The organism is Chelativorans sp. J32 (assembly GCF_000518985.1).
In the GTDB taxonomy this organism is placed as follows: Bacteria; Pseudomonadota; Alphaproteobacteria; order Rhizobiales; family Rhizobiaceae; genus Chelativorans.
This window is the reverse complement of sequence record NZ_JAEQ01000008.1, coordinates 25,528-48,220: the sequence shown is the minus strand read 5'-3', so window position 1 is coordinate 48,220 and position 22,693 is coordinate 25,528. Positions and strand designations below refer to the sequence as shown.

Genomic DNA, 22,693 nt, shown 5'->3' with positions numbered 1-22,693 from the left:
GGATTGCTTTCCATGGAAAGTCCTCTCGGTGACGTGTCGGTTCCTTTTAATAGGACCAGCGATAATACCAGATTGATCATCAGCAAAAATATTGTGAAGAAAGCTCGTGCTGCGCTTACAGGAGTACTGATGGACGAGACCGCAATTTTGGATTTCCTGCGCAGGCGCGTTGTTGAGGAGGCGAGCGGCGAGCCACTTTATCGTCGCCTCAAGGCCGCGCTCGCCGAAGCCGTCAGCACGTCGCTCCTCAAACGCGGCGCGGTCGTGCCCAGCGAGCGAAATCTTTCAGCATATCTCGGCATCTCCCGCGTGACGGTCCGCAAGGCGATCGACGAACTTGTGGCCGATGGGCTTCTCAGCCGTCGACACGGAGCCAAGACCATCGTCTCCTCGCGTCTTGAGAAATCCCTGGCCACCATGACCAGCTTCTCGGAAGATATGCGCTGGCGCGGGCTTGAGCCGGGATGCATATGGATTTCTAGGGAAATCTCCCATCCCTCCCCCGCAGAGATGATGGCGCTTGGCCTTTCGGCGGCTGACCGTGTCGCGCGGCTGAAACGCATCCGAACCGCCGATGGAATGCCCATCGCCATTGAGACGGCGGCACTCCCTGCCCGTTTCCTGCCGCGGCCAGAGGAAGTCGGCGACTCGCTCTATGCGGCGTTGGACAACAGGGGAGCGATGCCCGTTCGCGCCATCCAACGGATGCAGTCAAGCCCGATCAGCCGGGAGGATGCCCGCCTGTTGAAGGCGCCGGAAGATATCGGCTTGCTTGTGGTGGAGCGCCGTTGCTTCCTTCGGGACGGGCAGATCGTGGAATTCACCGAAACGCGCTACCGCGGCGACGTCTATGACTTCGTGATCGAGCTACACCGATAATACCAGTTAGAAACCGGTTGCGATCTGGTCCGTTCCGACTAAAGATATCACGGTTTCGTTAGAGGGGTGCTGTGTGACGTTGAAGTTCGAGAAACTGCGCGAAGGGCTGATCGTCTCCTGCCAACCGGTAAAGGGCGGTCCGATGGATACGGCGCCGATCGTCGTCGCCTTCGCACTGGCCGCGCTGGCCGGTGGAGCACAAGGTCTGCGGATCGAGTCCGCCGAATATGTGAGAGCCGTGCGCGCGGCGACCGACAAGCCGATCATCGGCCTCGTGAAGCGCGACCTCGAAGACTTCCCGACCCGCATCACCCCTTGGATCGAGGATGTCGATGCCCTGGCCGAAGCGGGCGCAGACATCATCGCCTATGATGCAACTTTGCGGGCACGACCCGTCACGACCATCGAACTTATCCGCCGAATCCATTCGCATGGACGGCTCGCGATGGCCGATTGCGCCACCATCGATGATGCGCGCGCGGCCCTTTCCGAAGGGGCGGATATCGTCGGCTCCACGCTCTCGGGCTATACGGGCGGCACGGAGCCTACGGAGCCCGATCTCGAACTCGTTCGCAATATGCGGGCGTTGACCTCGAACGTCATTGCCGAAGGGTGCATCCGCACGCCGGACCATGCCCGCGAAGCCTTGGCTGCGGGGGCCCACTCCGTCGTGGTCGGCTCGGCGATCACGCGGCCGGAGCATGTGACCTCGTGGTTCCGCTCGGAAATGAACCAGTACCTTGAGCGGGGCGGAGCACGCGTTTCATGACAGGTCAGGGCTCCACGCTGGCGCTTGATATCGGCGGAACCAAGATGCTTGCTGCTCTCGTGCAGGACAGCGCCGTCATCGATAGTTTTGGAATGCCTACCCCGCGCGGCGGCGACCCCAAGGCCTGGCTGGAAGCTCTCTTCGCACAAATCGGGCCATGGCAAGACCGGTACGACCGTGTCGGGGTAGCCGTCACCGGCATTGTGGAGAATGGGCTTTGGTCCGCCCTGAACAAAAAAACCCTCGATATTCCCGACCGTTTTCCCCTGACAGAAACCGTTTCAACGCTTGCCGGCTGTCCGGCATCGGCTGCCAATGACGCTCAGGCCGCAGCCTGGGGCGAATACCGCTTCGGAGCGGGAGCGGGTGAGGACATGGCCTTTCTCACGATCTCCACTGGAATCGGCGGTGGCGTCGTGCTGAACGGGCGGCTGCTGCCCGGCATCGCTGCCCATTTCGGCCTTTTCCGCGTGCAGGATTTCGAAAGTTCCACGGCGCATGACAGCGCTGTGGAGGACCATATCTCCGGCAACTGGATCGCCCGTGCTGCATCAGCCCATCGGCCGAACGCCTCAGCGCGCGATGTCTTCGAGGCGGCGAGCGGTGGCGAGCAATGGGCGGAAGAGATCATCGCGCTCTCCGCGCGCCGCGCGGCGCTTCTCTGCCGCAACGTGCAATTGGCCGTCGACCCGCCGCGCATCGTGGTGGGCGGTGGGATCGGCTTGGCGCCGGGTTATCTCGAGCGCATCGAGGCCGCGCTTTCCCACGTGGAGCAGAGGCTTCGCCCGAAACTCGTCCCCGCTCGCCTTGGCGACAAAGCCGGCGTGGTGGGGATCGCGGATCTTGCAAACCATCCAACAACGAAAGGGGAGTGTGAATGAGGACGATTTCTAAGACGGCGGCGCGCCTGATGGGCTGCGTCTTTGCCGGTGGCCTGATGCTCGGGAGCGCGCAGGCGGAGGTGACCGTTCTTGGCTGGCCGGGCGGTCCAGAGGAGACTGCACTGCGGGCGGCCGTGGAAGCTTACAATGCAAAATCCGATGTCGCGGAGGAGAACAAGGTCGAACTCCTGTTCTTCAACCGCGATGGCTTCTGGGACAAGCTGCAGGCGGATCTCGCTGCAGGCTCGGATGCGTTCGACATCAACCTGCTCGCCACCTATTCGATCGGCCGCTACGCTCCCTTCATGGAGCCTGTGACGCTGTCGGAAGAAGCCAAGGATCTCTATGGCGAGACCGTCCTTTCCACCATGCAGTTCGATGGCCAGCAATATGGCGTCCCGACGGACCTATCGCTGCATTTCATGTACTACCGCAAGGACCTGATCGACGGCCTCATGGGCGACGATGCCGCCAAGGCCCGTTACAAGGAAATTGCGCAGGAGCACCTGGGACAGGCGCTCGAGCCCAAGAACCCCGACGAGTGGACCTGGGACGACTTCGCCGCGACCGCACTCTACTTCACGCAGGCCGTGAATCCGGACAGCCCGACCCGCTACGGCACGGTGCTGCAGCTGAAGAATCTGCTCTTCAACATTATGGTCTGGCAGTCTATCCCGCGCTCTTATGGTGGCGACTGGATGGATGCCGAGGGCAACATCACTGTGGATTCCGACGCCTTCCGCAAAGGGCTCGAACTCTACAAGATCCTCTATGACGCGGGCGCTACGCCGCGTGACTCGCTCTCATACGAATTCCCGGAGGCGAATGCCGCCTTCGCATCCGGCCAGGTGGCCGCGATGCTGCAGTGGAACGCGGCCGCCGGAGACCTCACCAGCGCCGACAAATCGCCGGCTGCCGCGGAGGTCACGGAGGTGATCGCACCGCCGGCGGGTTCCGAGGGCCGCAAGACGCACATCCACGGCCTTGGACTGGGCCTGAACAAGAACGCGCCCAACAAGGAAGGCGCAAAGGCGTTCCTCACCTGGCTTTCGAGCAAGGAAGGGGCCCTCACCTATGCCGGAGCGGGCGGTGCGCCGGCTCTCTCGGCAGACGCGGTGAAGGAGATCGCAGCCGAGCGCCCGGATCTCGTCAAGCTCGGTGAATACGCCGGCAGCTATGGTTACGTGATGAATGGCGGAGCGTCCGCCAATGCGCTTGCTGTCTATGAGCTCCAGGCCAAGGAGTTCACCGGATACTGGTCCGGCCAGCAAGATATCGACACCGCGCTCGCCAATGCCAAGGCCGGCATGGCAGAGCTTCTGAAATAACACCATTGCCCGGCGGCACAGCCGCCGGGCATCCTATGGATCTGGACGGCCGCCCAATGCAGATTGCCGAACGTACGGAATGGAACCTTCTGGCCACCCCTCTGGTGGCTTTTCTGCTTCTGTGCCTCGGCTTCCCGGCAGTCGTCAATCTCGTCTATTCCGTATCCGACATCAGCTTTGCGACCCTGAGGAGCCCCACTCTTTCCGGCTTCGGCAATTTTGCCGCGGTGCTGTCGGACGGAGCGTTCTGGCGCGCTAACTGGTTTTCGCTGCGCTTCGGCCTGCTGACAGCAGCGCTTGAATGCGCGCTGGGCCTTTTCCTTGCGATCTTCCTCGCTCCTCTTTTCAAGGAGCGAAGCTGGCCGCTTGCGATCCTGATGCTGCCGTTGATGGTTGCGCCCGCGCTCGTCGGCCTCATGTACCGCCTTGTGCTTCACGAATTCGCGGGCCCGGTCCCTCATTATCTCTGGCAATGGTTCGGTAACAGTCCGGCTTTCCTCGGCCCCAACTCGGCTTTCTGGACGCTGATCGTTGTCGAGACGCTGCAGTGGACTCCATTCGCGTTCCTCCTTTTTCACATGGCCTATCACGCCATTCCGGACGAGGTGCGTGAGGCAGCATCCATCGACGGCGCCAATGCCTGGCAGCGACTATTTCGCGTTGAACTGCCGCTGATGTTGCCCACGATTGCGGTGGCGCTGCTCATCCGCTTCATCGATGGCTTCCGCGTGTTCGACAATGTGTATGTGCTGACCGGCAGCGGAGCCGGCGGATCGACGGCATCGCTCTCGATCTACATCTACGAAGCGTTTTTCAAGCAGGGCGCGATCGGTAAGGCCGTGGCAGCTTCCGTGCTGCTCTTCCTGGCCTCCTTCGCCATTCTCTATGGCCTCAACATGCTGGCACGCCGGAAGAAGAAATAGAGATGGTCACAATTCTCCGCTGGATCGTCTTTGCGATTGCTGCTTTCGCGGTCAATTTCCCCGTGATCGTAACGCTGGTAACGTCCTTCAAGAGCGCAAGAGAAGTCTCGACCAATCCGGGATTGTTCATCCAGGCCCCGACGCTGGAAAACTATGCAGCGGTGCTGCAAGTCTCGGACCGGCTCAACATCTTTCTCTATCTCGCCAACAGTTTGGCGGCTGCGGCCATTGGCGCCGGCATTGCGGTTCTGCTCGCCCTTCCTACTGCCTATGCGATGGTTCGCGGCGGCCTCGGCGCCAGAACGTTGCTCCCCCTCATCGTGAACCTGCGGGCCGTGCCGCTGGTAATCTTCGCCATCCCTATCTATATGATGTTCCAGTGGGTTGGCCTCCTGGATACGCGGATCGGCCTGGGGCTGGTGCTTGCCATCGTCAACGTACCCCTGGCGCTCGTCATTCTCGTGAATGCCATCGCGGAAGTGCCGGTAGACCTGGATGAAGCAGCGCTCATCGATGGGGCGAGCCGCACCGGCATCCTGCTCAGGGTCATCGCGCCGGTCTGTCGCCCGGCAATCGCGACGAGCCTGATCTTCGGCTTCATCACCGCCTGGAACGAGTTCCTCTTCGGCCTGATGTTGACCACTTCCAAGGCGCTCCCCGTGACCGTGGGTGCCTCGTTCTTCTTCGCCGCGAGCGGCGGCGGCGTGCAATGGGGCGTGGCGGCGGCGGTCATGATTGTCGGTGCTCTTCCGCCAGTCATCCTCGGCCTCGTCATGTATCGCCAGATCAGCCGCTCGATGATGGCCGGGGCGGTGAAAGGATAACACTCGCGATCCCTCCGATCGGGAGCAACGCCCAATCTCGTACCATGTGGGATGGGCAGGACCGGCTTTGCGATAGCAGAACCGGCAGAGCGCTGAGCGGCTACGGATTCCCAGTGCGAGACGCCGACGATTCGAGAATGGCAAAACCGCCAAGGAAACCTTCGTCCGGCGCTTTGTCGCGCAAAGTATAAAAAGGACAATCATAGCTTGTTTTGCGCGGCCCCTTCGCCTAGGACCCCACGAGACATGAACAGGGTTTGCAGGATGTCGTCACTTCAAACGCCCTATTACCTGATCGACAAGCGCAAGCTTCTTTCGAATCTGGAGAAGATCGAGCAGGTCCGCGCAAAATCCGGCGCGAAAGTTCTATTGGCGCTCAAATGTTTTGCGTGCTGGAGCGTGTTCGACCTTATGCGTCAGCACATGGACGGGACGACGTCGTCCTCCCTTTACGAGGTGCGTCTCGGGCGCGAGCGCTTCGGCGGAGAGACCCACGCATATAGCGTCGCCTTCGCCGACAATGAGATCGACGAGGTGATCGGCTATGCCGACAAGATCATCTTCAATTCCATTTCGCAGCTCGATCGCTTCGGAGACAAGGCCGCCGGCATACCGCGCGGACTTCGCCTCAATCCGGGCGTCAGCTCTTCCGAATTCGACCTTGCCGATCCTGCGCGACCCTTCAGCCGTCTGGGAGAATGGGACGCGGAGAAAATCGGCCGTGTTCTCGGAAGCATCGATGGCTTCATGGTCCACAACAATTGCGAGAACGAGGATTTCGAACTCTTCGACCGTCTTCTGACAGCGACCGAGGAGAAGTTCGGGCACCTGTTCAAGAAGGTGAAGTGGGTCAGCCTCGGCGGCGGCATTCATTTCACGGGCGAGGATTACCCGCTCGACGCCTTCTGCGCGCGGCTGCGTGCCTTTTCTGAGAAGCACGGCGTCGAGGTCTATCTGGAACCCGGCGAGGCTGCGATCACCAACAGCACGACCCTCGAAGTCACCGTGCTTGACAGGCTCTCCAACCAAAAGGAGATCGTCGTCGTCGACAGTTCGGTGGAAGCCCATATGCTCGACCTCCTCATCTATCGGGAACAGGCGCATATCGAGCCGAACGAGGGCCACTACAGCTATATGGTGTGCGGCAAGTCCTGCCTCGCCGGCGACGTCTATGGGGAATTCCGCTTTCCCGAGCCGCTTCAAATCGGAGACCGCATCTCGATCCAGGACGCTGCGGGCTACACGATGGTGAAGAAAAACTGGTTCAACGGCGTGAAGATGCCGTCCATCGCCATTCGCGAACTCGACGGAAGCATCCGGCTGGTGCGCGATTTCACCTTCACCGATTACGAACGAAGTCTTTCCTAGCAAACCAAAGGAGTCTTTCCGACGAAATGAAGAAGAACGTCCTCATCATCGGCGCCGGAGGCGTGGCGCAGGTCGTGGCGCATAAATGCGCGCAGTACAATGATGTGCTGGGTGACATCCATATCGCGTCCCGCACGCTTGCCAAGTGCGAGGCGATACGTGCTTCCGTGCATGAGAAACGGAGCATGAAAACGCCCGGCGTCCTCGATGTTCACGCGCTCGACGCGTTGGACATCGAGGCCACGAAAGCGCTGATCAGGAAGACGAACACCTCAATCGTCATCAATGTGGGCTCTGCCTTTCTCAACATGTCGGTGCTGACAGCCTGCATCGAGACCGGCGCCAGCTATATCGACACCGCCATCCACGAGGATCCGCTCAAGATCTGCGAAACCCCGCCCTGGTACGGGAACTACGAGTGGAAGCGACGCGAGGAAGTGGAGAAGGCCGGCATCACCGCCGTCCTCGGCGCGGGCTTCGACCCGGGCGTCGTCAATGCCTACGCCGCGCTTGCGCGCGACGAGTATTTCGACAGCCTCGACTCCATCGACATCATCGACGTGAATGCGGGCGATCATGGGCGCTATTTTGCGACCAATTTCGATCCGGAGATCAATTTCCGCGAATTCACCGGCGTTGTCTGGTCGTGGCAGAACCGGCAGTGGACGTCCAACAAGATGTTCGAGGTCCGTAAGGATTGGGACCTGCCGGTTGTCGGCAACCGCAAGACCTACATGACCGGGCACGACGAGATCCACTCGCTTTCACGCAATCTCGATGTGCCTCATGTCCGCTTCTGGATGGGCTTCGGCGAGCGCTATATCACAGTGTTCACCGTCCTGAAGAATCTTGGACTGCTCTCGGAGCAGCCGATCAAGACAGCGGAGGGATTGGAAGTGGTCCCGCTGAAGGTGGTCAAGGCCGTCCTTCCAGACCCCTCCTCCCTTGCGCCGGACTATACGGGCAAGACCTGCATCGGGGATCTGGTCAAAGGCAAAAAGAACGGCAGAGAGCGCGAAGTCTTCATCTACAATGTGGCCGACCACAAGGCCGCCTATGAGGAGGTCGGGAGCCAAGCCATCTCCTACACAGCCGGCGTTCCGGCGGTGACGGCGGCATTGCTGATTGCCGACGGCACATGGGACGTGAAGAAGATGGTGAACGTGGAAGAATTGCCGCCGCGGCCCTTCCTGCGCCTCCTGGACGAAATGGGCCTGCCGACGCGTATCCGCGACGAAGAAGGCGACCGGCCCCTGAGTTCCACCCTCTAAGTTTTGCGAACAGAAAACCAAGGCGGCGCGCAAGCGCCGCCTTTTGCGCTCACGCGATCATCGCAGGTTTGAGATCCAGTTCCTGGTACGCCTCATAGGCAGCCAGTACGAACTCCATCTGCGCCGCGTGGCCGGCAATGAACGCCGGTCCATGGATCGTCTCGTCAGGATATTCGCTGATGAAGGTCAGTGGCGCTTGATGACGGTCATCCGTCGTAACGACGCAAGGGATTCCGTTGATGATGCGGAAATGAGAGCTTCCGCTATGGGTATTGGACAGGCTGATCTGACTTCCGTTGAATGCCAGAAGTCCGGGCAGCCGCGCCAGGCGCGCCGTCACCCGGTCGACCAGCCGTTCGGCTACCTGCGCCCACGGTGCATGATGGCGCATGATAAGAAAGAAACCTTTGGGCAGCGTCCACATCTCGAATTGGCGTGGGACATAGCCGGAAAGCGGACGCGTCCACTCATGAGAGGGATAACCGTGCAGGTTCAAGTGGAGCTTCGCCTTGCTTAGACGTTCACCTTCGTGCCGGATCGCCTTCTCGAAAAGGGGTTCGCTCCGGTATTCCAGGTCGTCGCCGAGAGCGGTATAGCGCGCTGCGTGATGCATATGGCGGGGATTGGCGGCGCTCAATCGCCAGTGCAACTGGTAGCCGTCCGGGTTCTCCAAGGGAGAAATCACGAAGTGAGCGCCAGCTCGTCCTGCCAGAACCCTGGCAGCGCGCAGGGAGCCGACGATTCCCGTGGTCTCGTTGGCATGCTGACCAGCGCTGATCATCACGGCTCGGTCGGCCCCTCTGCGATAGCACGCCTCGACGGCGCGGCCTGACCAGGCGCGGGATGCAAACGCCTCTCCGCCGATCCCGGCGAGTTCTGCCCTTACTTGGCCAGCTGAAATCGGTGATGCCGCGCTATCAAGTGGCACCGAAGCGGCATCCATTTCGGACCGCGCAAGCGGCCGCGTTTCGATCCGCACCGCAGGATCCGCCTCCGCATAATGCACCTCGGGAACGATTTGGCCGGGCCGGAGCCCCCGATCACCGCTCGCACGGCCCGACCGCTTCTGAAAGACCTCGAGAAGGGAGAAATAAAGGTCTTCATGCATCGCCTCCCTCGGAGAGATCGCTTCCTCTCCCACCGGAAGCCGCCGGTCCTCGATCGGAAGCGTGACCGCGATGTTCAACTCCTCGAAATACGGTTCACGGTCGCCCCATCCGTGGGAGGTCACCGCATCGATAACCGCAGCAAACAACGCCTCGTAGTCCGTCTCGAACCGCTTGCCCCGCAGATCGCCGTCTATCCTCAGCCAGCCCGTTGGCGAAACAAGCGTCTCCCCGGCGAAGTCGGCGTGAACGCGATTGGGGGCGAAGACGGAATGGCTGCTTGTTTGGCCGTCCCCCCGCGTCAGCTTTACTTCATAGACGAGGTTCTGCTTTGTTGCGGCCTCGAAGGTGAGCTTTGCGCCGCCCAGAAGGGCCGCAAGCGGATAGGTCTCAAGCCGAAACCGGTTTTCGGGGGCGGCGGCATGGACCGGGTAGATCACGTGGACGGCGGCCAACCCGCTCAAGTGCACTTCCTCCAGGAAGAAGTGCAGCAACGGTTTATAGGCGCTGCGGAAGCGAGCCCGGACACCGTACGCTGCCAGTTTGGCCTCGGCTGCCCGGCGGCTCCGCTCATCATCGAACGTCCAGGCTTCCAGGTTCGAGCCTCTCGCGCCGGCGAAGCGCTGGACAAGATGGTCCAGCGTGCGGACGAAAACGCCTTCATAGATCAGTTGTACCGATGTTCCTGCGGTTGGATGCACGCTTGCCTGCTCCGCCTTCCGCTTGAGCAAATTTGGAACTCGGGATGATGCACCGCTTTGCCGCGGGAGCAAAGCCTGGGAACCATCTCGCTGCCCTGCCGTTGTCGCGGAAAGATAGGTAGGAATTTCAAAGACGTGCGAAAGCGTTCAGCAGTTTCGGCCACATCGGATGAGCCGGAATTGAAAGGCTCCCGAAGGTCCCCAACGCATCAATTTCTCGTCGGCTTGGCACGCGGTTTCGGAGGTGCACTGATCTTCGCACTGCCGATGCTGATGACGATGGAGATGTGGTGGCTCGGCTTTTATCTGGATCGTTTCCGGCTGGCCCTCCTTCTGATCGTCAACATACCGCTCCTGACACTGCTTTCTCATCACGCCGGTTTCGAAGCGACCTTCGAGTGGCGGGAGGATCTGCGCGACGCGTTGATCGCCTATGGGATAGGCATTGTTGCCAGCGTCGTCGTGCTCTGGATCTTCGGCATCATCACGTCCGAGATGCCCCTGGACGAGACCATCGGCAAGATCGCGATCCAATCCATGCCTGCCAGCATCGGAGCACTCCTGGGACGGTCCCAGCTTGGCGGAAGAAAGGTGAAACCGGAGAAAGGAACACCAGAAGAGACCTACGCGAGCGAGTTGTTCCTGATGGTCATCGGCTCGCTTTTTCTCGGCCTGAACCTCGCCCCGACCGAAGAGATGGTCCTCATCTCCTATAAGATGACCGAGTGGCAGGCGGCCCTTCTCATCCTGCTTTCCGTTATGCTGATGCATGGCTTCGTATATGCACTGGAATTCAAGGGCGAGAGCACGCTCGGGCCTGACACGCCGTGGTGGAGCGCATTCCTGCGGTTCACTTTGGCAGGTTATATGATTTCGATCCTCGTCAGCCTTTATGTCCTCTGGACCTTTGGCCGCATGGACGGACAGGCGGCAACACAAATCCTGATGGCGGTCGTCGTCCTGGGCTTTCCCGCCTCCCTTGGCGCGGCTGCAGCTCGATTGATCTTGTGAGGGCACATCATTGGCCAGCGTCAAAGCAGAGCAGAAAGAGAACCGGATGCATCAGAAGGTGGACCAGAAAGGAAAGCCCAATGCGAAGCCCGGCGTTATCGAGTGGATTGTCGGAACGATCTCGGCCCTGCTGGTCTTGGCCATGATCGCTTTCCTGCTCTACCAGGCCTTCAATTCGAAGGAAGGCATTCCCAGCCTGGTCATCAATGTCGATCAGGTGATGTCCCGCGAGGGGGGTCATCACGTGGAATTCCGGATCACGAACGAGGGCGACGCGACGGCAGCGGAAGTGCTCGTGAAAGGGCGCTTGAGAGACGGCGATCAGGTGGTCGAGGAGCGGGAAGTCACGTTCGACTATGTCCCCGGGGGCGCGGAGGAACGGGCAGCGCTCATCTTCATGAACGATCCGGCCGGTTACGACTTGGAGATCCTGCCGAGCGGATATAGGGAACCGTAGTTCTCAAGGGGTTTGCTGGCGAGGAGCGCCCACCATTCTCACGAATGGTTAAATAGCGATTCAATATTTCTTGGTAATTTGCCGTTAGCATTTCACGCATGGGGGCCTCGACGGGCTTTCCGCCGGTCAACTTTTTCTGCGTACGGGTGCTCATGCGTTTCTCAGGCGTACCAGCAATCCTTCTCGCCTGCCTTTCCCTGGCTGCGTGCAGTTCGCGCGGTCTAACCATTGATGAACTGCTGGCGCAGCCATCGATGGAGACGACCAGTTCCGTCGCCCAAAGCACGGGAATTGAGCCTCCGGCCGACATTGCCTCTGCACAAGGGAATGAAGCGCCGGAAATGCTCGCCATGGCGCCTCCGGCACCGATCCCGCATGCACTGGAATCCGCGGTGATCGAAGTGGGAATGCCCATACCGTCGGCAAGGCCCGCGGCATTCATCTCTCCACCTGCACTTAGAAAGAAGCGCGGCCCGAGAAGCGAGATCTACCGTCAGCGCTTCCGCGACGCAAAACCCATCAATTTCGGTCGTGCATCGCCTCATTCCCTAGCTGTTCACGGCGTCGACGTCTCGCGCTGGCAGGGAGAGATCGATTGGGTCAAGCTGCGCTCGCAAGGCGCGAACTTCGCCTATATCAAAGCCACGGATGGCGGCGATCATCTCGATCCGATGTTCAAGAAGAACTGGCGCGCGGCCGCTGAGGCGGGCCTGAAGCGGGGCGCCTATCACTTCTTCTACTGGTGCCGGGTGGCGAGCGAGCAAGCCGACTGGTTCATCCGCAACGTCCCCAAGGAGCCGGGAGCCCTGCCGCCCGTCTTGGATGTCGAATGGAACGGCGATTCCAACTGCAAGAAGCGCCCTTCGCGCGAGGTCGTGCTTGAGAAGATGCAGGTCTTTCTCGACAAGCTGGAACGCCATTACGGCCAGCGGCCCATCATCTACACCGCACCGGATTTCTACCGGGACAACCTGCAAGGCGCGTTTCCCAACCATCCTTTCTGGCTGCGCTCCGTCGCCGCCCATCCATCCAAAGTCTATCCAGGCCGCAAATGGGTCTTCTGGCAATATTCAGGCTCGGGTCTCTCGCATGGCGTAGACGGCAAGATCGACCTCAACGTGTTCCACGGCAGCGAGGAAGATTGGCACCAGTGGGTGGCGGACGCGACCCACTGAGCGCCTCCTGCCCGAAGCCTATCCGCTCCTGAGTGGCCAACCCGAATGACCTCTCCTATCTAGAGGCAAACTTAGGAGCAGATTTCATGGCGACGCGCGGTTTCACCGGCAGAGGGCGATCGGGCAGCGAAGCGGAGCGCATACCGCCCGGTCAGCACCTGGTTGAGGATTTCCCGGTTCTCTCGGCAGGTCCGACTCCCAGGATTTATCCGGAGAAATGGTCCTTTACACTGAAGATTGGACCGAAGCCGGTGAAGATGTGGAGCTGGGCGGAATTCAATGCCCTGCCGCAGACGAAAGCCACCCGCGACATACACTGCGTCACCGCCTGGTCCAAGCTCAACACGTCCTGGGAAGGCGTCCTGATCGACGATCTGCTGGCGGAAGCCGGCGTGGAAGCGCCGACGCCTTACCTCCTGGCTCATTCCTATGACGGTTACTCAACCAATGTTCCGCTGGCAGATCTGACCGGCGGAAGGGCAATGATCGCGTTGCGTTATGAGGGCAAGCCTTTGGAGCCCGATCACGGCGGGCCGGCAAGGCTGCTCGTTCCCCACCTCTATTTCTGGAAATCCGCAAAATGGATCAACGGGCTGCAATTCACGGAGCGTGACGAGCCCGGCTTCTGGGAGTTGCGCGGCTATCACATCTACGGCGATCCTTGGCGGGAGCAGCGATACACGAATGACTGACGCCTCCGCAACGCGGAAGGCGTCGGTTCCCTGGCAGAATGCACGTATCGTTCGGATCGTGCGCCAAACCAGCCGGATCAAGAGCTTCTTCTTCGCCCCGCCGCATCCCTTCCAACACCTCGCCGGGCAGCACGTCGATCTGCGGCTGACAGCGCCGGACGGATATAGCGCGGTGCGCAGCTATTCCATCGCTTCGGCACCCGGTTCGTCGGGCGAGATCGAACTGGCTGTCGAGCGCCTCGATGACGGAGAGGTGTCCCCCTTCCTTCACGAGGTCGCGGAAGTGGGAGATGAAATCGAACTGCGGGGGCCCCTCGGGGGACATTTCATATGGACCGCCGCGGATGGCGGCCCTCTTCTCCTTATCGGCGGCGGTTCGGGCCTCGTGCCCCTGATGGCCATGATCCGCTATCGGCGATCGATCGGGTCCGATGTACCGACGCTTCTCCTGCTCTCTTCGCGAACCTGGGAGGATGTGCTCTACCGCGATGAGCTCCTGGAGTTGGACAGTTCCGGTGACGGTTTCTCGCTGATGCTCACGCTGACACGCGGCGTTTCCGCCCGAAGCGGCGATTATTCGCGGCGAATCGATGCGGCGATGATCGAGGAAGCGCTGGCGCGGCTACCCGTTGCACCAAGGCATGTCTTCATCTGCGGCTCCAATCCGTTCGTGAACACTGCAGCAGATGCGTCGCTGGCCGCGGGACTGGCCGCCCCGATCATTCGGACCGAGCGCTACGGCACTTGATCGCGGAAGGACGGAAGGAGGGCGGCCTCCGCTGGTCGTGGGCGGCCAGTTCCCTGAGCTCAATCCTCCTGCAGGATTTGAGGGCTGGGATACAATGCAGTTTGCGCTCGCTGACACTCTTGCCTAAAACGGGACCTGTGATCACATCCTTCAGCGAAGGCGTTTCATGACCGCTCCGATCCCCGTTTTCGATGGCCACAATGACGTGCTCCTGCGGCTTTACAAAATGCAGGACGCCGATGCCAAAAAGCTTTTCCTGGACGGAGCGCCCGGCGGTCATATCGACCTACCGCGCGCCCGGGAAGGCGGTTTTGCAGGAGGTCTGTTCGCGATTTTCCCGCCCCCCACGGAAAAGCCGGGCGAGGTCATTGCGCGCGAGGGCAATGTCAATCCTCCGTCGCTCGACCGTGCCGACGCGCTCTCGTCAACCATCTCAATGGCCTCAATTCTCTTCAGGATCGAAAGGGAATCGTCTGGAGCCTTCACGGTCTGCCGCAGCGCGCGGGAGGTGCGAGACGCAATCGGAAAAGGTTCTCTCGCAGCGGTGTTCCACATCGAGGGCGCCGAGGCCATCGATACGGACCTCTCCTTTCTGGACGTGCTCTATGCCGCAGGCCTGCGCTCGCTGGGAATCGTTTGGAGCCGCACGAATGCTTTCGGGCACGGGGTACCGTTCCACTTTCCCGCCACACCCGATATCGGACCGGGCTTGACCGATGCCGGAAAGGCCCTGGTGAGGAGATGCAACGAACTCGGGATCCTGATCGACCTCTCCCACCTCAACGAGCAGGGTTTCCGCGACGTGGCCGCCATCAGCAGGGCGCCGTTGGTGGCCAGCCACTCGAACGTACATGCTATTTGCGAGCATTCGCGCAACCTTACCCAGTGGCAGCTCTCCGCTATTCGCGACAGCGGCGGCCTGGTCGGACTGAATTTTGCGACAGCCTTCCTGCGGCCCGATGGCCGCATTACCGCAGACACCGATCTGGACATCATGGTCCAGCACATCGACGCACTGCTGGAGGCCCTGGGCGAAGACGGTGTGGGCCTGGGATCCGACTTCGATGGGGCGGTGATCCCGTCGGCGATCGGAGACGTCTCGGGCCTGCCGCGACTTCTCGACAGGCTTGATGACAGAGGTTACAGCCGCGAGCTGATCGAGAAGATCGCCTGGCGCAATTGGGTCGACGTGCTCGAAAGAACCATCGGGTAGCTCAGCCGACCGGCCCCGCCGTCAGCGTTGAGCGGCAACGAGGAGCATCATCGGGCGTTCCAGTTCCTCCGCCAAATCGGAGTTTTCAGCAATCTGTTCAGCGGTCGGCGCGAATTCCACCAGTTCGCGGATCGCAAACCCCGATCGTATCAGCGTGTTCACTGTCGTTCCGATTGTGCGGTGATGTTTCAGAACGCCCTTGGCGAGCCAGTCCGTCCTGCGTTCGCCCTCGATGGAATAGCGGTTGACCGGCCAGGTTTTCCGTCCCTCCTCGTCAGTAAACCAGCGTGGGTGGGCAGCGGCCATATAGATCGGGTGCTCTATCGTGAAAACGAAGTGTGCATGCGCCGTGAGCGCACGATGCACCCGGCGGACAAGCCGCGCGAAATCCTCTACGTAGTGAAATGCAAGCGAGCTGAAAGCAAAGTCGAAGGAAGCTTCCTCCAGCTCGATTTCTTCGAGATCGGCCGTACGGTACTCGATGGCGGGGTCGTCCGTATCTGCTCTCGCACGGGCGATCATGTTCGCAGAGAGATCGAGCCCGAGAACAGAAGCGGCCCCATGTTCTCGCGCCCAACGGGCAAACCAGCCAAAGCCGCAGCCCAGATCGAGCACCCGCTTCCCCGAGAGGTTGGGAACCATCTTTAGCACCGCCGGCCATTCCGGCGCACCGGCAAGCCCCAAGGTCTGCCGAGGCAATCGACTATACCCCGAAAAGAATTCCGGATCGTCATAGATATTCTGAGCCACTTTTGCTTCCTTTGCGTCGTGCGAAGACGAAGGCTCTTTCTAGCAAAATTCCAGCCAAAGGACCTGCCAGGGAAAAGGGCGGTGATTTTCTACGACTGATTAAGGAATCGCGGCATTTCCCGGGCATCCATAGCACCGGCATACAGAAATCCCTGGGCATTGTCGCAGCCGAGTTCCCGAAGTTTTGCAGCTTGCCGCTCCGTTTCGACACCCTCGGCGGTGATCTCAACCTTCATACGATGGCCAAGATGTACGACGGCGGAGACGATGGCCTCGTCCCTTTCATTCCCCTCAAGTTCGTGAACGAAGCTTCTGTCGATCTTGACGTGGTTGATTGGGAAGCACTTCAAATGGCTTAGCGACGCATAGCCTGTTCCGAAATCGTCAAGAGCGATCGAGATGCCCTCCTTGTGAAGGATCTCCAGCGTCGCCGCCGCATCGGCGCTTAACTGGTCCAGGAAGACGGCTTCGGTGATCTCGATCTCGATGAGGCTCGGAGGAATCTTCTTCTGCCGCAGCTTGTCGAGGAATGGGTCGGCAAGCCCGCGGTCGTGGAACTCCGTCGGGCTGACGTTTATCGCGACGCGCCCCGGATGCAGCCCCTGGTCCAGCCAACCCCGCACATCGGAGGTCACCTTTTCCAGCATTACCGCGCCTATCGCCCGGGCGAGGTCCGGATCCTCGAAGGCCAAACCGAAGTGAGCCGGCGTAAGCAGGCCTTTTGCGGGGTGCAGCCAACGAGCCAGGGCCTCGAATCCGACGATCCTGCCCGTGGCCAGCGACACCTTTGGCTGATAATACGGGAGAAGTTCGCCGTTGCTCAGTCCTCTCCGCAGGTCTTCCACCAAAGCAAGGCGTTGCTCGAGCTTTGTCCGCAAACTTGAATCATAGACGACGAGGCGGTTTCTTCCTTCAGCCTTGGCGCGATAAAGCGCGATGTCGGCGCTCTTGAGGAGTTCTTCCGCATTTCGCCCATCCCCCGGAAACCGCGCGATGCCGATGCTGGCCCTTGTGGAGAATGTTCGCCCCCTGATCGTGACGGGCCCGCGCAAAGCGTTGCGCACCCTTTCGGCAAGCCGAACTGAAGCCGCGAAAGCGTCCGGTCCGTCAACGAGAATGACGAATTCGTCACCTCCAAACCGAGCGAGGTAACCGTGCGACCGAACAGCCTCTCGCAAGCGCATCACCGCCCGCCGCAACAGGTGATCGCCGGCGTCGTGCCCGAGCATGTCGTTGACCTCCTTGAAATGATCGAGGTCGACGAGAAGCAGACCGAGCTCGGTGCCGTCGCGGGAGGCCTGTGCGCAGGCTCGTTCAAGCGCCTGCTGGAGCGTGGCTCGATTGGGCAGCCCCGTGAGGCTGTCCTCCCGGGCCATCCGTAAAACCTCCTCCTCCGCCTTCTTTTGCGCGGTGATATCAAAGGTCACACCGACAAGCTGATCGGGTCCGGCCCGTTCCCCGCGCAGCGCAAGCCAAAGAAGCTGGTCCTCCGGTCCACGAAAGCGGATCTGGACTGTATCCGGGCTTTCGCCGCTGGTCAGAAAGTTACGCCTCAAATGGCGGTCGGCAGGGTGAACGCGTGCAAGAAATTCCTCAAGCGGTCCCGAACCGATGCCCAGGAGCGCCTCCGCATTCGCGCTGCGCCTGACAAAGCCGGTCGACAAGTCCTGCTCCCACGCAATCATCCGTGCCGCCTGCAATGCAAGGCGGAGCCGGCGCTCGCCGCTCTCCAGCGCCTGGATCGTCCTCTTGCGCTCGGTGACGTCTCTGACGGTTCCGATTTTACGGGTGGGCTTGCCCGCCGCATCCAAAATGGTTCTGCCCGTGGCGGCTACCCAGCGCTCTTCGCCCGTATCCGCGCGAATGATCCTGTACTCGCCGCTATAGACTGATTCATCGGCAGGGGCGCCGCCGAAAAATCGGCTGTCGGCATCGTCGCGATCTTCGGGATGAACACGCTCGCGAAAGCTCTCACGCGAAATCGGCGTATCCGGCCCGATGCCGAGGATTTCGCGCGCCTGGGCGTTCCATTCGCGATTGCCCTTGAGCAGATCCGCGTCCCAGATTCCAAGCGAGGTGCTCTCTACCGCCAGGCGGAGGCGCTCCTCGCTGGCCTGAAGAGAACGCTCCCATTGCAGCCGTTCGTGAACGTCCGAGATCTTGCCGACCCACTCCCTGACATCACCGGCAGAATTCAGGAGGGGGACAGCTCGAGCCTGGACCCACCTATAGGTACCTGTGCGCGTGAGGAGGCGAAACTCCTCGTCATAAATAAATCCGCCGGCGAGCGATGCCTTCCACCGCGCTTCCACTTTTTCCCGATCGTCGGGATGGATAGCCTGCAGCCAGCCCCATCCGTGAAACTCCCCTTCATTTTGGGCGGAGAGGCTCGTCCAGCCCCACTCCTCGGTGACACTGCCGTCCGGCGCCGCTATCCAGAGAACCATTGCACTGGTCTCTTGAAGGGCGCGATAGCGCTCCGTGTGCAGGTGAAGACGGAATTCGGTATGCTTGAACCGATCGATATCGAAGGTCGCCGCCAGCCAAACCTCTCTTGGCCTTGAAGCGCCTCGCATCGGCGAGCTGCGGGAAACGACCCAGCGATAGCCGCCGGAATGATGGGAGAGCCGATATTCTTCCTCAAATGGTTGCCGGTTAGCGATCGCCTTTTCCCATCGGCGCTTAACCTTCTCGCGGTCCTCCGGGTGGATCAACAAGAAGCTGTTTCGTGAGTTCAAGGAAGCAGGCGGAGCACCCACGAATTCGTGCCAGGCCCTGTTATAAAAACCCTCCTCTTCGTTTCCTCCGATCCAAAGCATCTGGGGAATGTCGTCGATGGCTTGGTGAAGCGATCGACTTAAATCGCTGTATGACCTCTCGCGGTCCTGGGACAAGTCTCCTTGTTCGAAATCTCCGATCGTCATCCTGGTACCGAGTTGAGGTGACCCTGTGCCTCTAAGTATCGCCAGAAGCAGCGACGACCAGTCATGTCAAGGAGAAGTGGTTGTCGCGCCTGCAAGCTCGGCAAAACGCGTAAGCACCTTGGCCGCGAATTGGCCGCCTTGGATATCTGCATCAGCATGCATGATCCAAAGCGGCCAACCATTTCACCCCATTTAGCGCGTCTTTAGGCAATCCGGCGCCGCACCTCGGGTACTCGCGTCAGACCTCGATGTCGACGTCCTTTGTCTCCTTGCCGATCAGAAGGGCAATCAGAGTTATGAGAGCCATTGCCGACAGATATACTCCAACCCAGAAAGGACTGCCGCCGCCATAGCTCCACAGCGCCACCGCGATGAATGGGGCGACTGCTGCGCCGAGGATAGACGAAACATTGTATGAGATCCCTGAACCGGTATAGCGCACATTTGCCGGGAAGAGTTCGGGCAGCAGGGCACCCATAGGCCCGAAGGTCATGCCCATCAGGCTGAAGCCGAGGATGAGCCAAGCCATCACCCCGACATTGCCGGCGGCGAGCATGGGAACCCAGACGAGGCCGAACAGGACGATCGCCAACGTGACCCAGATCAGCGTCTTGCGGCGTCCCCACCGGTCGGCCCATGGACCGGAAGCCAAGGTGAACAGGCCGAAGAACACCACGCCGATGATCATCATCAGCACGAAGGTGCTGTAATCGTAGCCGAGCCCCGGTAGCGCCGCATCCGTCGCGGCCCGCCCGTAGCTGAGAGAGAACGTGGTCATCAGGTAGAACAGCACGTAGGTGGCAAGCATATATGCTGTGCCCAGGATGAGTTCTTTCCAATGGGCCTTGAAGGCGGCCGCCAACGGCACCTTGCGGATCTGCCCCCTCTTGATCGTCTTCTCGAAGGCGGTGCTCTCGACCAGGTTCAGACGCACCCACAGACCGACAGCGACCATGATCACCGAAAACAAGAACGGAATGCGCCAGCCCCAGGCGAGGAAGGCGGTGGACGGCCGGGAAGGATCGTCCGAGGGCAAGGCGGCGGCGATGATAAGGAAGAGCCCGTTGGCGATGATGAAGCCGATCGGCGCACCCAATTGTGGGAATGTGCCGAAGATCGCGCGCTTGCCGGGCGGTGCGTTTTCCGTTGCCACCAAGGCCGCACCGCTCCACTCGCCTCCGAGCGCGAAGCCCTGGGCAAGACGCAGGATCACCAGAAGCCCCGGTGCCAACCAGCCAGCGGTCGCGTAGGTCGGGAGCAGGCCGATCAGGAACGTCGCGATACCCATTGTCAGCAGCGCGCCGACAAGCGTTATCTTGCGGCCGCGCTTGTCCCCGAGATGGCCGAAGAAGATGGCACCCAGCGGCCGCGCTATCATCGCTGCGCCGAAGACGGCGAAAGACGCCAGCAAGGCCGTGGTTTCATTGCCCGCAGGGAAAAACAGATGCGGAAAGACCAAAACAGCTGCCGTTGCGTAGATATAAAAATCGTAAAACTCGATGGTGGTGCCTATGAGGCTGGCCAATAAGACGCGTGACGGCGGATTGGCGGGAGTTCCATCCGGCGCTCCAGTGGAAACGATCGAGGTCATCAAATTCACTCCGTAGCCTGGCGTGGTGCATGCGATGCGCGGGGACAGACATGTCATCAGGACGCGATCCGAGCCGGGCCATGATGCTTGCGCTCGCCGGTCGCCAGCGTCGGCGGAGCTGCAATGGTCTTATGTTCACGCTGGGCCGGCATATAACAAACGGGCTATCGATCTGGAATCCGAAATTGCTTCCACACGGATGAATGTGGCGAAATATCCCGGTCTGGCGCCAGGGCACAAAATTGGAATGGCCGGCACTCCCCTCCGGCCACTCTTTATGCGGACGATCTCGCCCGCGGCACCGTAAAAGCTGGATTTACTGAAACCGATAGTGCAGTCGCACACAGCCTTTTTCGATTGCCTGCGCGCTGACAAGCGTTGGGCTGGCGCGAAAGCCGGTCGACGGAAAGAGAGGCCGTCCCCCGCCCAGCAATTCCGGAATGACGTAGATCTCGATCTCGTCCAGCGCTCCGCGCTCAAGGAAGGCCATCTGCAACTGACCGCCGCCGAGCATCCAGACGTCACCATCCTCCAGATCCCGAAGCTCCGCGATCAACGCATCGACATCGCTGCGGATCTCCAGTGGCCCCTTAGGCTCGGTGATCGGGTGGGATGTGACCACGATGACGCGCTTATCGCCATAGGCCCAGGGCGAAGGCTCCCTTGCGATGAAATCGTAAGTTCCGCGTCCCATCACCACGGTTCGGATGCCCTTGATGAAAACACGATAGTCGTGCTCGCCGAAATCCGCGCCATCATATTTGAACAGCCAATCGAGATTGTCATCCTCGGCGGCGATCATCCCGTCGAGGCTGGCGGCGATATATCCCAGGATCCTGGCCATGATGTTTCCCCGTTGATAAATAAACGAACATACGTTTATATTGAGACATGGCGAGACACAAGACGGTTCCCGACGAGCAGGTGCTCGACACTATCTTCGAAACGATCATGGAGACAGGCCCCGGCGGCCTGACTTTTGCGCGCGCCGCGAAGGCCTGCGGCCTCTCACCGGCGACACTGGTGCAACGCCATGGCAATCGCGAGGCGCTGGTTCAGGCTGCCCTTCTGCGCGCCTGGGACCGGCTGGATGCCGAGACCGAGGCGGCGGACGCAGAAGAGGCAGAGACGCCCGGAGGCGCCATCGACCTCCTGATGCGGCTGATGCCGCCTGAAACCGCTGAACGTAACGCGACCGACGGCCTTCTGCTACTGAGGGAAGACATTCGCGACCCGGTGCTCCGCGCCCGCGGCGCTGCCTGGGCGCACCGGCTCGCCGGCGCGTTAGGTCGGCGTCTTTCTAAGGACCGTGCAGAGGCAGAGAAACTGGGCTGGCAGATGGCCAGCCTGTGGCAGGGCGCGCATACATGGTGGGCCTTCACGCGCAAGGAATCGGCTGACCGGGCGATCAGGCGGGCCCTGGAGGAGTGGGTTGATGGACTGAGATGACCGGCGGAGCGCACTTTGCGCTCCTTGCAAACCGTGCCGGGAACCGGCGCAGAGCCGCCTCAAGGATCGTTCGGCCAAGCCATATAGCGGTGCAGCGGACCGCAGCCTTGCTCACGCTCGCGCGAGCACGACGTCGACCTTGGGGCCATTCCTGATCGTCTGATAGACGACGCAGTAGCGCTCGGTCAGCTTCAACAATTGGTCGAGTTTCTCCTGCTCGGCATCGGTATCGACGTCGAAACGCAGCCTGATCTCGGCAAAGCCGACCGGGGCGTCCTTGGCGACGCCCAGAGTGCCGCGGAAGTCCAGATCGCCCTCCGCCACCACCGTCGCGCCGCGCAGCGGTATGTCGAGCGCCGTGGAGACGGCCTTCAGCGTCACGCCGGCGCAGGCGACCAGGGCTTCCAGAAGCATATCGCCGGAGCAGAGCTCCAGCCCGCTGCCGCCCGTCGCCGGGTGCAGGCCGGCGACGGCCAGTGCGCGCCCCGTCTCGACCTTGCAAGCGATATTCGTGTCGTCGAGCGAGCCGCGCGCTTTAAGCGTCACCAGTCCAGCCTTCGGATCATTGCGGTAGCGTTCCTTGATCGGCGCCTGCATCGCGCGCAATTCGGTGGCGTCCATGTCAATCTCCTC

General features: G+C 60.8%; 19 protein-coding genes and 1 pseudogene. 14 read left to right on the top strand and 6 right to left on the bottom strand.

Features of this window, described 5'->3' with window-relative positions; all coding sequences use genetic code 11:
* Nucleotides 1–129 precede the first annotated feature (129 nt).
* The 7 genes and pseudogenes from CHEJ32_RS0112470 to CHEJ32_RS0112435 all read left to right on the top strand — a co-directional run bounded on the left by CHEJ32_RS0112470 (nucleotide 130) and on the right by CHEJ32_RS0112435 (nucleotide 8,243).
* Nucleotides 130–879, top strand: a complete 750-nt coding sequence (locus tag CHEJ32_RS0112470; protein WP_028034168.1) for a GntR family transcriptional regulator — start codon at nucleotides 130–132, stop codon at nucleotides 877–879.
* 142 nt (nucleotides 880–1,021) lie between these two features.
* Nucleotides 1,022–2,529: pseudogene (locus CHEJ32_RS28060) on the top strand (putative N-acetylmannosamine-6-phosphate 2-epimerase).
* Complete coding sequence (locus tag CHEJ32_RS0112455; RefSeq protein WP_028034165.1) at nucleotides 2,526–3,857, top strand: sugar ABC transporter substrate-binding protein; 1,332 nt, start codon at nucleotides 2,526–2,528, stop codon at nucleotides 3,855–3,857. The pseudogene CHEJ32_RS28060 and the gene CHEJ32_RS0112455 overlap by 4 nt, the downstream one beginning before the upstream one ends.
* A 56-nt stretch (nucleotides 3,858–3,913) precedes the next feature.
* A complete protein-coding gene (locus CHEJ32_RS0112450; RefSeq protein WP_028034164.1) occupies nucleotides 3,914–4,780 on the top strand; it encodes a carbohydrate ABC transporter permease in 867 nt (288 codons plus the stop codon).
* 2 nt (nucleotides 4,781–4,782) lie between these two features.
* On the top strand, nucleotides 4,783–5,604 hold the full coding sequence (locus tag CHEJ32_RS0112445) for a carbohydrate ABC transporter permease (RefSeq protein WP_028034163.1): 822 nt from the start codon (nucleotides 4,783–4,785) through the stop codon (nucleotides 5,602–5,604).
* Nucleotides 5,605–5,868: 264 nt separating this feature from the next.
* Nucleotides 5,869–6,972, top strand: coding sequence for a carboxynorspermidine decarboxylase (gene nspC, locus CHEJ32_RS0112440; RefSeq protein ID WP_034658325.1), 1,104 nt, complete (start codon nucleotides 5,869–5,871; stop codon nucleotides 6,970–6,972).
* Nucleotides 6,973–6,998: 26 nt separating this feature from the next.
* Nucleotides 6,999–8,243, top strand: a complete 1,245-nt coding sequence (locus CHEJ32_RS0112435) for a saccharopine dehydrogenase family protein (RefSeq protein ID WP_028034161.1) — start codon at nucleotides 6,999–7,001, stop codon at nucleotides 8,241–8,243.
* A 49-nt stretch (nucleotides 8,244–8,292) separates the two neighbouring features.
* Here CHEJ32_RS0112435 and CHEJ32_RS0112430 read toward each other — a convergent pair whose 3' ends face one another.
* Nucleotides 8,293–10,050, bottom strand: coding sequence for a peptidase M14 (locus CHEJ32_RS0112430; protein ID WP_028034160.1), 1,758 nt, complete (start codon nucleotides 10,048–10,050; stop codon nucleotides 8,293–8,295).
* A 135-nt stretch (nucleotides 10,051–10,185) separates the two neighbouring features.
* On the opposite strand from CHEJ32_RS0112430, the gene CHEJ32_RS0112425 reads away from it, so the two are divergent.
* The 6 genes from CHEJ32_RS0112425 (at nucleotide 10,186) to CHEJ32_RS0112400 (ending at nucleotide 15,346) form a co-directional block, all read left to right on the top strand.
* Nucleotides 10,186–11,061, top strand: coding sequence for a TIGR02587 family membrane protein (locus CHEJ32_RS0112425; protein WP_034658323.1), 876 nt, complete (start codon nucleotides 10,186–10,188; stop codon nucleotides 11,059–11,061).
* Between the two features lie 46 nt (nucleotides 11,062–11,107).
* Entirely contained in the window at nucleotides 11,108–11,518 is a 411-nt protein-coding gene (locus CHEJ32_RS0112420; protein ID WP_156936690.1) for a TIGR02588 family protein, read from the top strand.
* Nucleotides 11,519–11,670: 152 nt separating this feature from the next.
* Nucleotides 11,671–12,693 (top strand): GH25 family lysozyme, encoded by a 1,023-nt coding sequence (locus CHEJ32_RS0112415; RefSeq protein ID WP_028034157.1) that lies wholly within the window; start codon nucleotides 11,671–11,673, stop codon nucleotides 12,691–12,693.
* Nucleotides 12,694–12,779: 86 nt separating this feature from the next.
* Nucleotides 12,780–13,385: a sulfite oxidase-like oxidoreductase gene (locus CHEJ32_RS0112410; RefSeq protein WP_028034156.1), complete on the top strand. Its 606-nt coding sequence runs from the start codon at nucleotides 12,780–12,782 to the stop codon at nucleotides 13,383–13,385.
* Nucleotides 13,378–14,133 (top strand): ferredoxin reductase, encoded by a 756-nt coding sequence (locus CHEJ32_RS0112405; protein ID WP_028034155.1) that lies wholly within the window; start codon nucleotides 13,378–13,380, stop codon nucleotides 14,131–14,133. Before CHEJ32_RS0112410 ends, CHEJ32_RS0112405 begins: the two co-directional genes overlap by 8 nt.
* A 166-nt stretch (nucleotides 14,134–14,299) precedes the next feature.
* Nucleotides 14,300–15,346, top strand: a complete 1,047-nt coding sequence (locus CHEJ32_RS0112400; protein ID WP_028034154.1) for a dipeptidase — start codon at nucleotides 14,300–14,302, stop codon at nucleotides 15,344–15,346.
* Nucleotides 15,347–15,367: 21 nt separating this feature from the next.
* Here CHEJ32_RS0112400 and CHEJ32_RS0112395 read toward each other — a convergent pair whose 3' ends face one another.
* The 4 genes from CHEJ32_RS0112395 to CHEJ32_RS0112375 all read right to left on the bottom strand — a co-directional run bounded on the left by CHEJ32_RS0112395 (nucleotide 15,368) and on the right by CHEJ32_RS0112375 (nucleotide 21,455).
* A complete protein-coding gene (locus CHEJ32_RS0112395) occupies nucleotides 15,368–16,096 on the bottom strand; it encodes a bifunctional 2-polyprenyl-6-hydroxyphenol methylase/3-demethylubiquinol 3-O-methyltransferase UbiG (protein ID WP_028034153.1) in 729 nt (242 codons plus the stop codon).
* 89 nt (nucleotides 16,097–16,185) lie between these two features.
* Nucleotides 16,186–19,020, bottom strand: coding sequence for a PAS domain-containing protein (locus CHEJ32_RS26270; RefSeq protein ID WP_051469640.1), 2,835 nt, complete (start codon nucleotides 19,018–19,020; stop codon nucleotides 16,186–16,188).
* A 238-nt stretch (nucleotides 19,021–19,258) separates the two neighbouring features.
* Nucleotides 19,259–20,611 (bottom strand): MFS transporter, encoded by a 1,353-nt coding sequence (locus CHEJ32_RS0112380; RefSeq protein ID WP_028034152.1) that lies wholly within the window; start codon nucleotides 20,609–20,611, stop codon nucleotides 19,259–19,261.
* 316 nt (nucleotides 20,612–20,927) lie between these two features.
* Nucleotides 20,928–21,455, bottom strand: coding sequence for a dihydrofolate reductase family protein (locus tag CHEJ32_RS0112375; RefSeq protein WP_028034151.1), 528 nt, complete (start codon nucleotides 21,453–21,455; stop codon nucleotides 20,928–20,930).
* Between the two features lie 47 nt (nucleotides 21,456–21,502).
* Between CHEJ32_RS0112375 and CHEJ32_RS0112370 the strand changes: the two genes are divergently transcribed.
* Nucleotides 21,503–22,060, top strand: coding sequence for a TetR/AcrR family transcriptional regulator (locus CHEJ32_RS0112370; protein WP_028034150.1), 558 nt, complete (start codon nucleotides 21,503–21,505; stop codon nucleotides 22,058–22,060).
* A 111-nt stretch (nucleotides 22,061–22,171) separates the two neighbouring features.
* On the opposite strand, the gene CHEJ32_RS0112365 is transcribed toward CHEJ32_RS0112370, so the two are convergent.
* Entirely contained in the window at nucleotides 22,172–22,681 is a 510-nt protein-coding gene (locus tag CHEJ32_RS0112365) for an OsmC family protein (protein ID WP_028034149.1), read from the bottom strand.
* Between the last annotated feature and the right edge of the window lie 12 nt (nucleotides 22,682–22,693).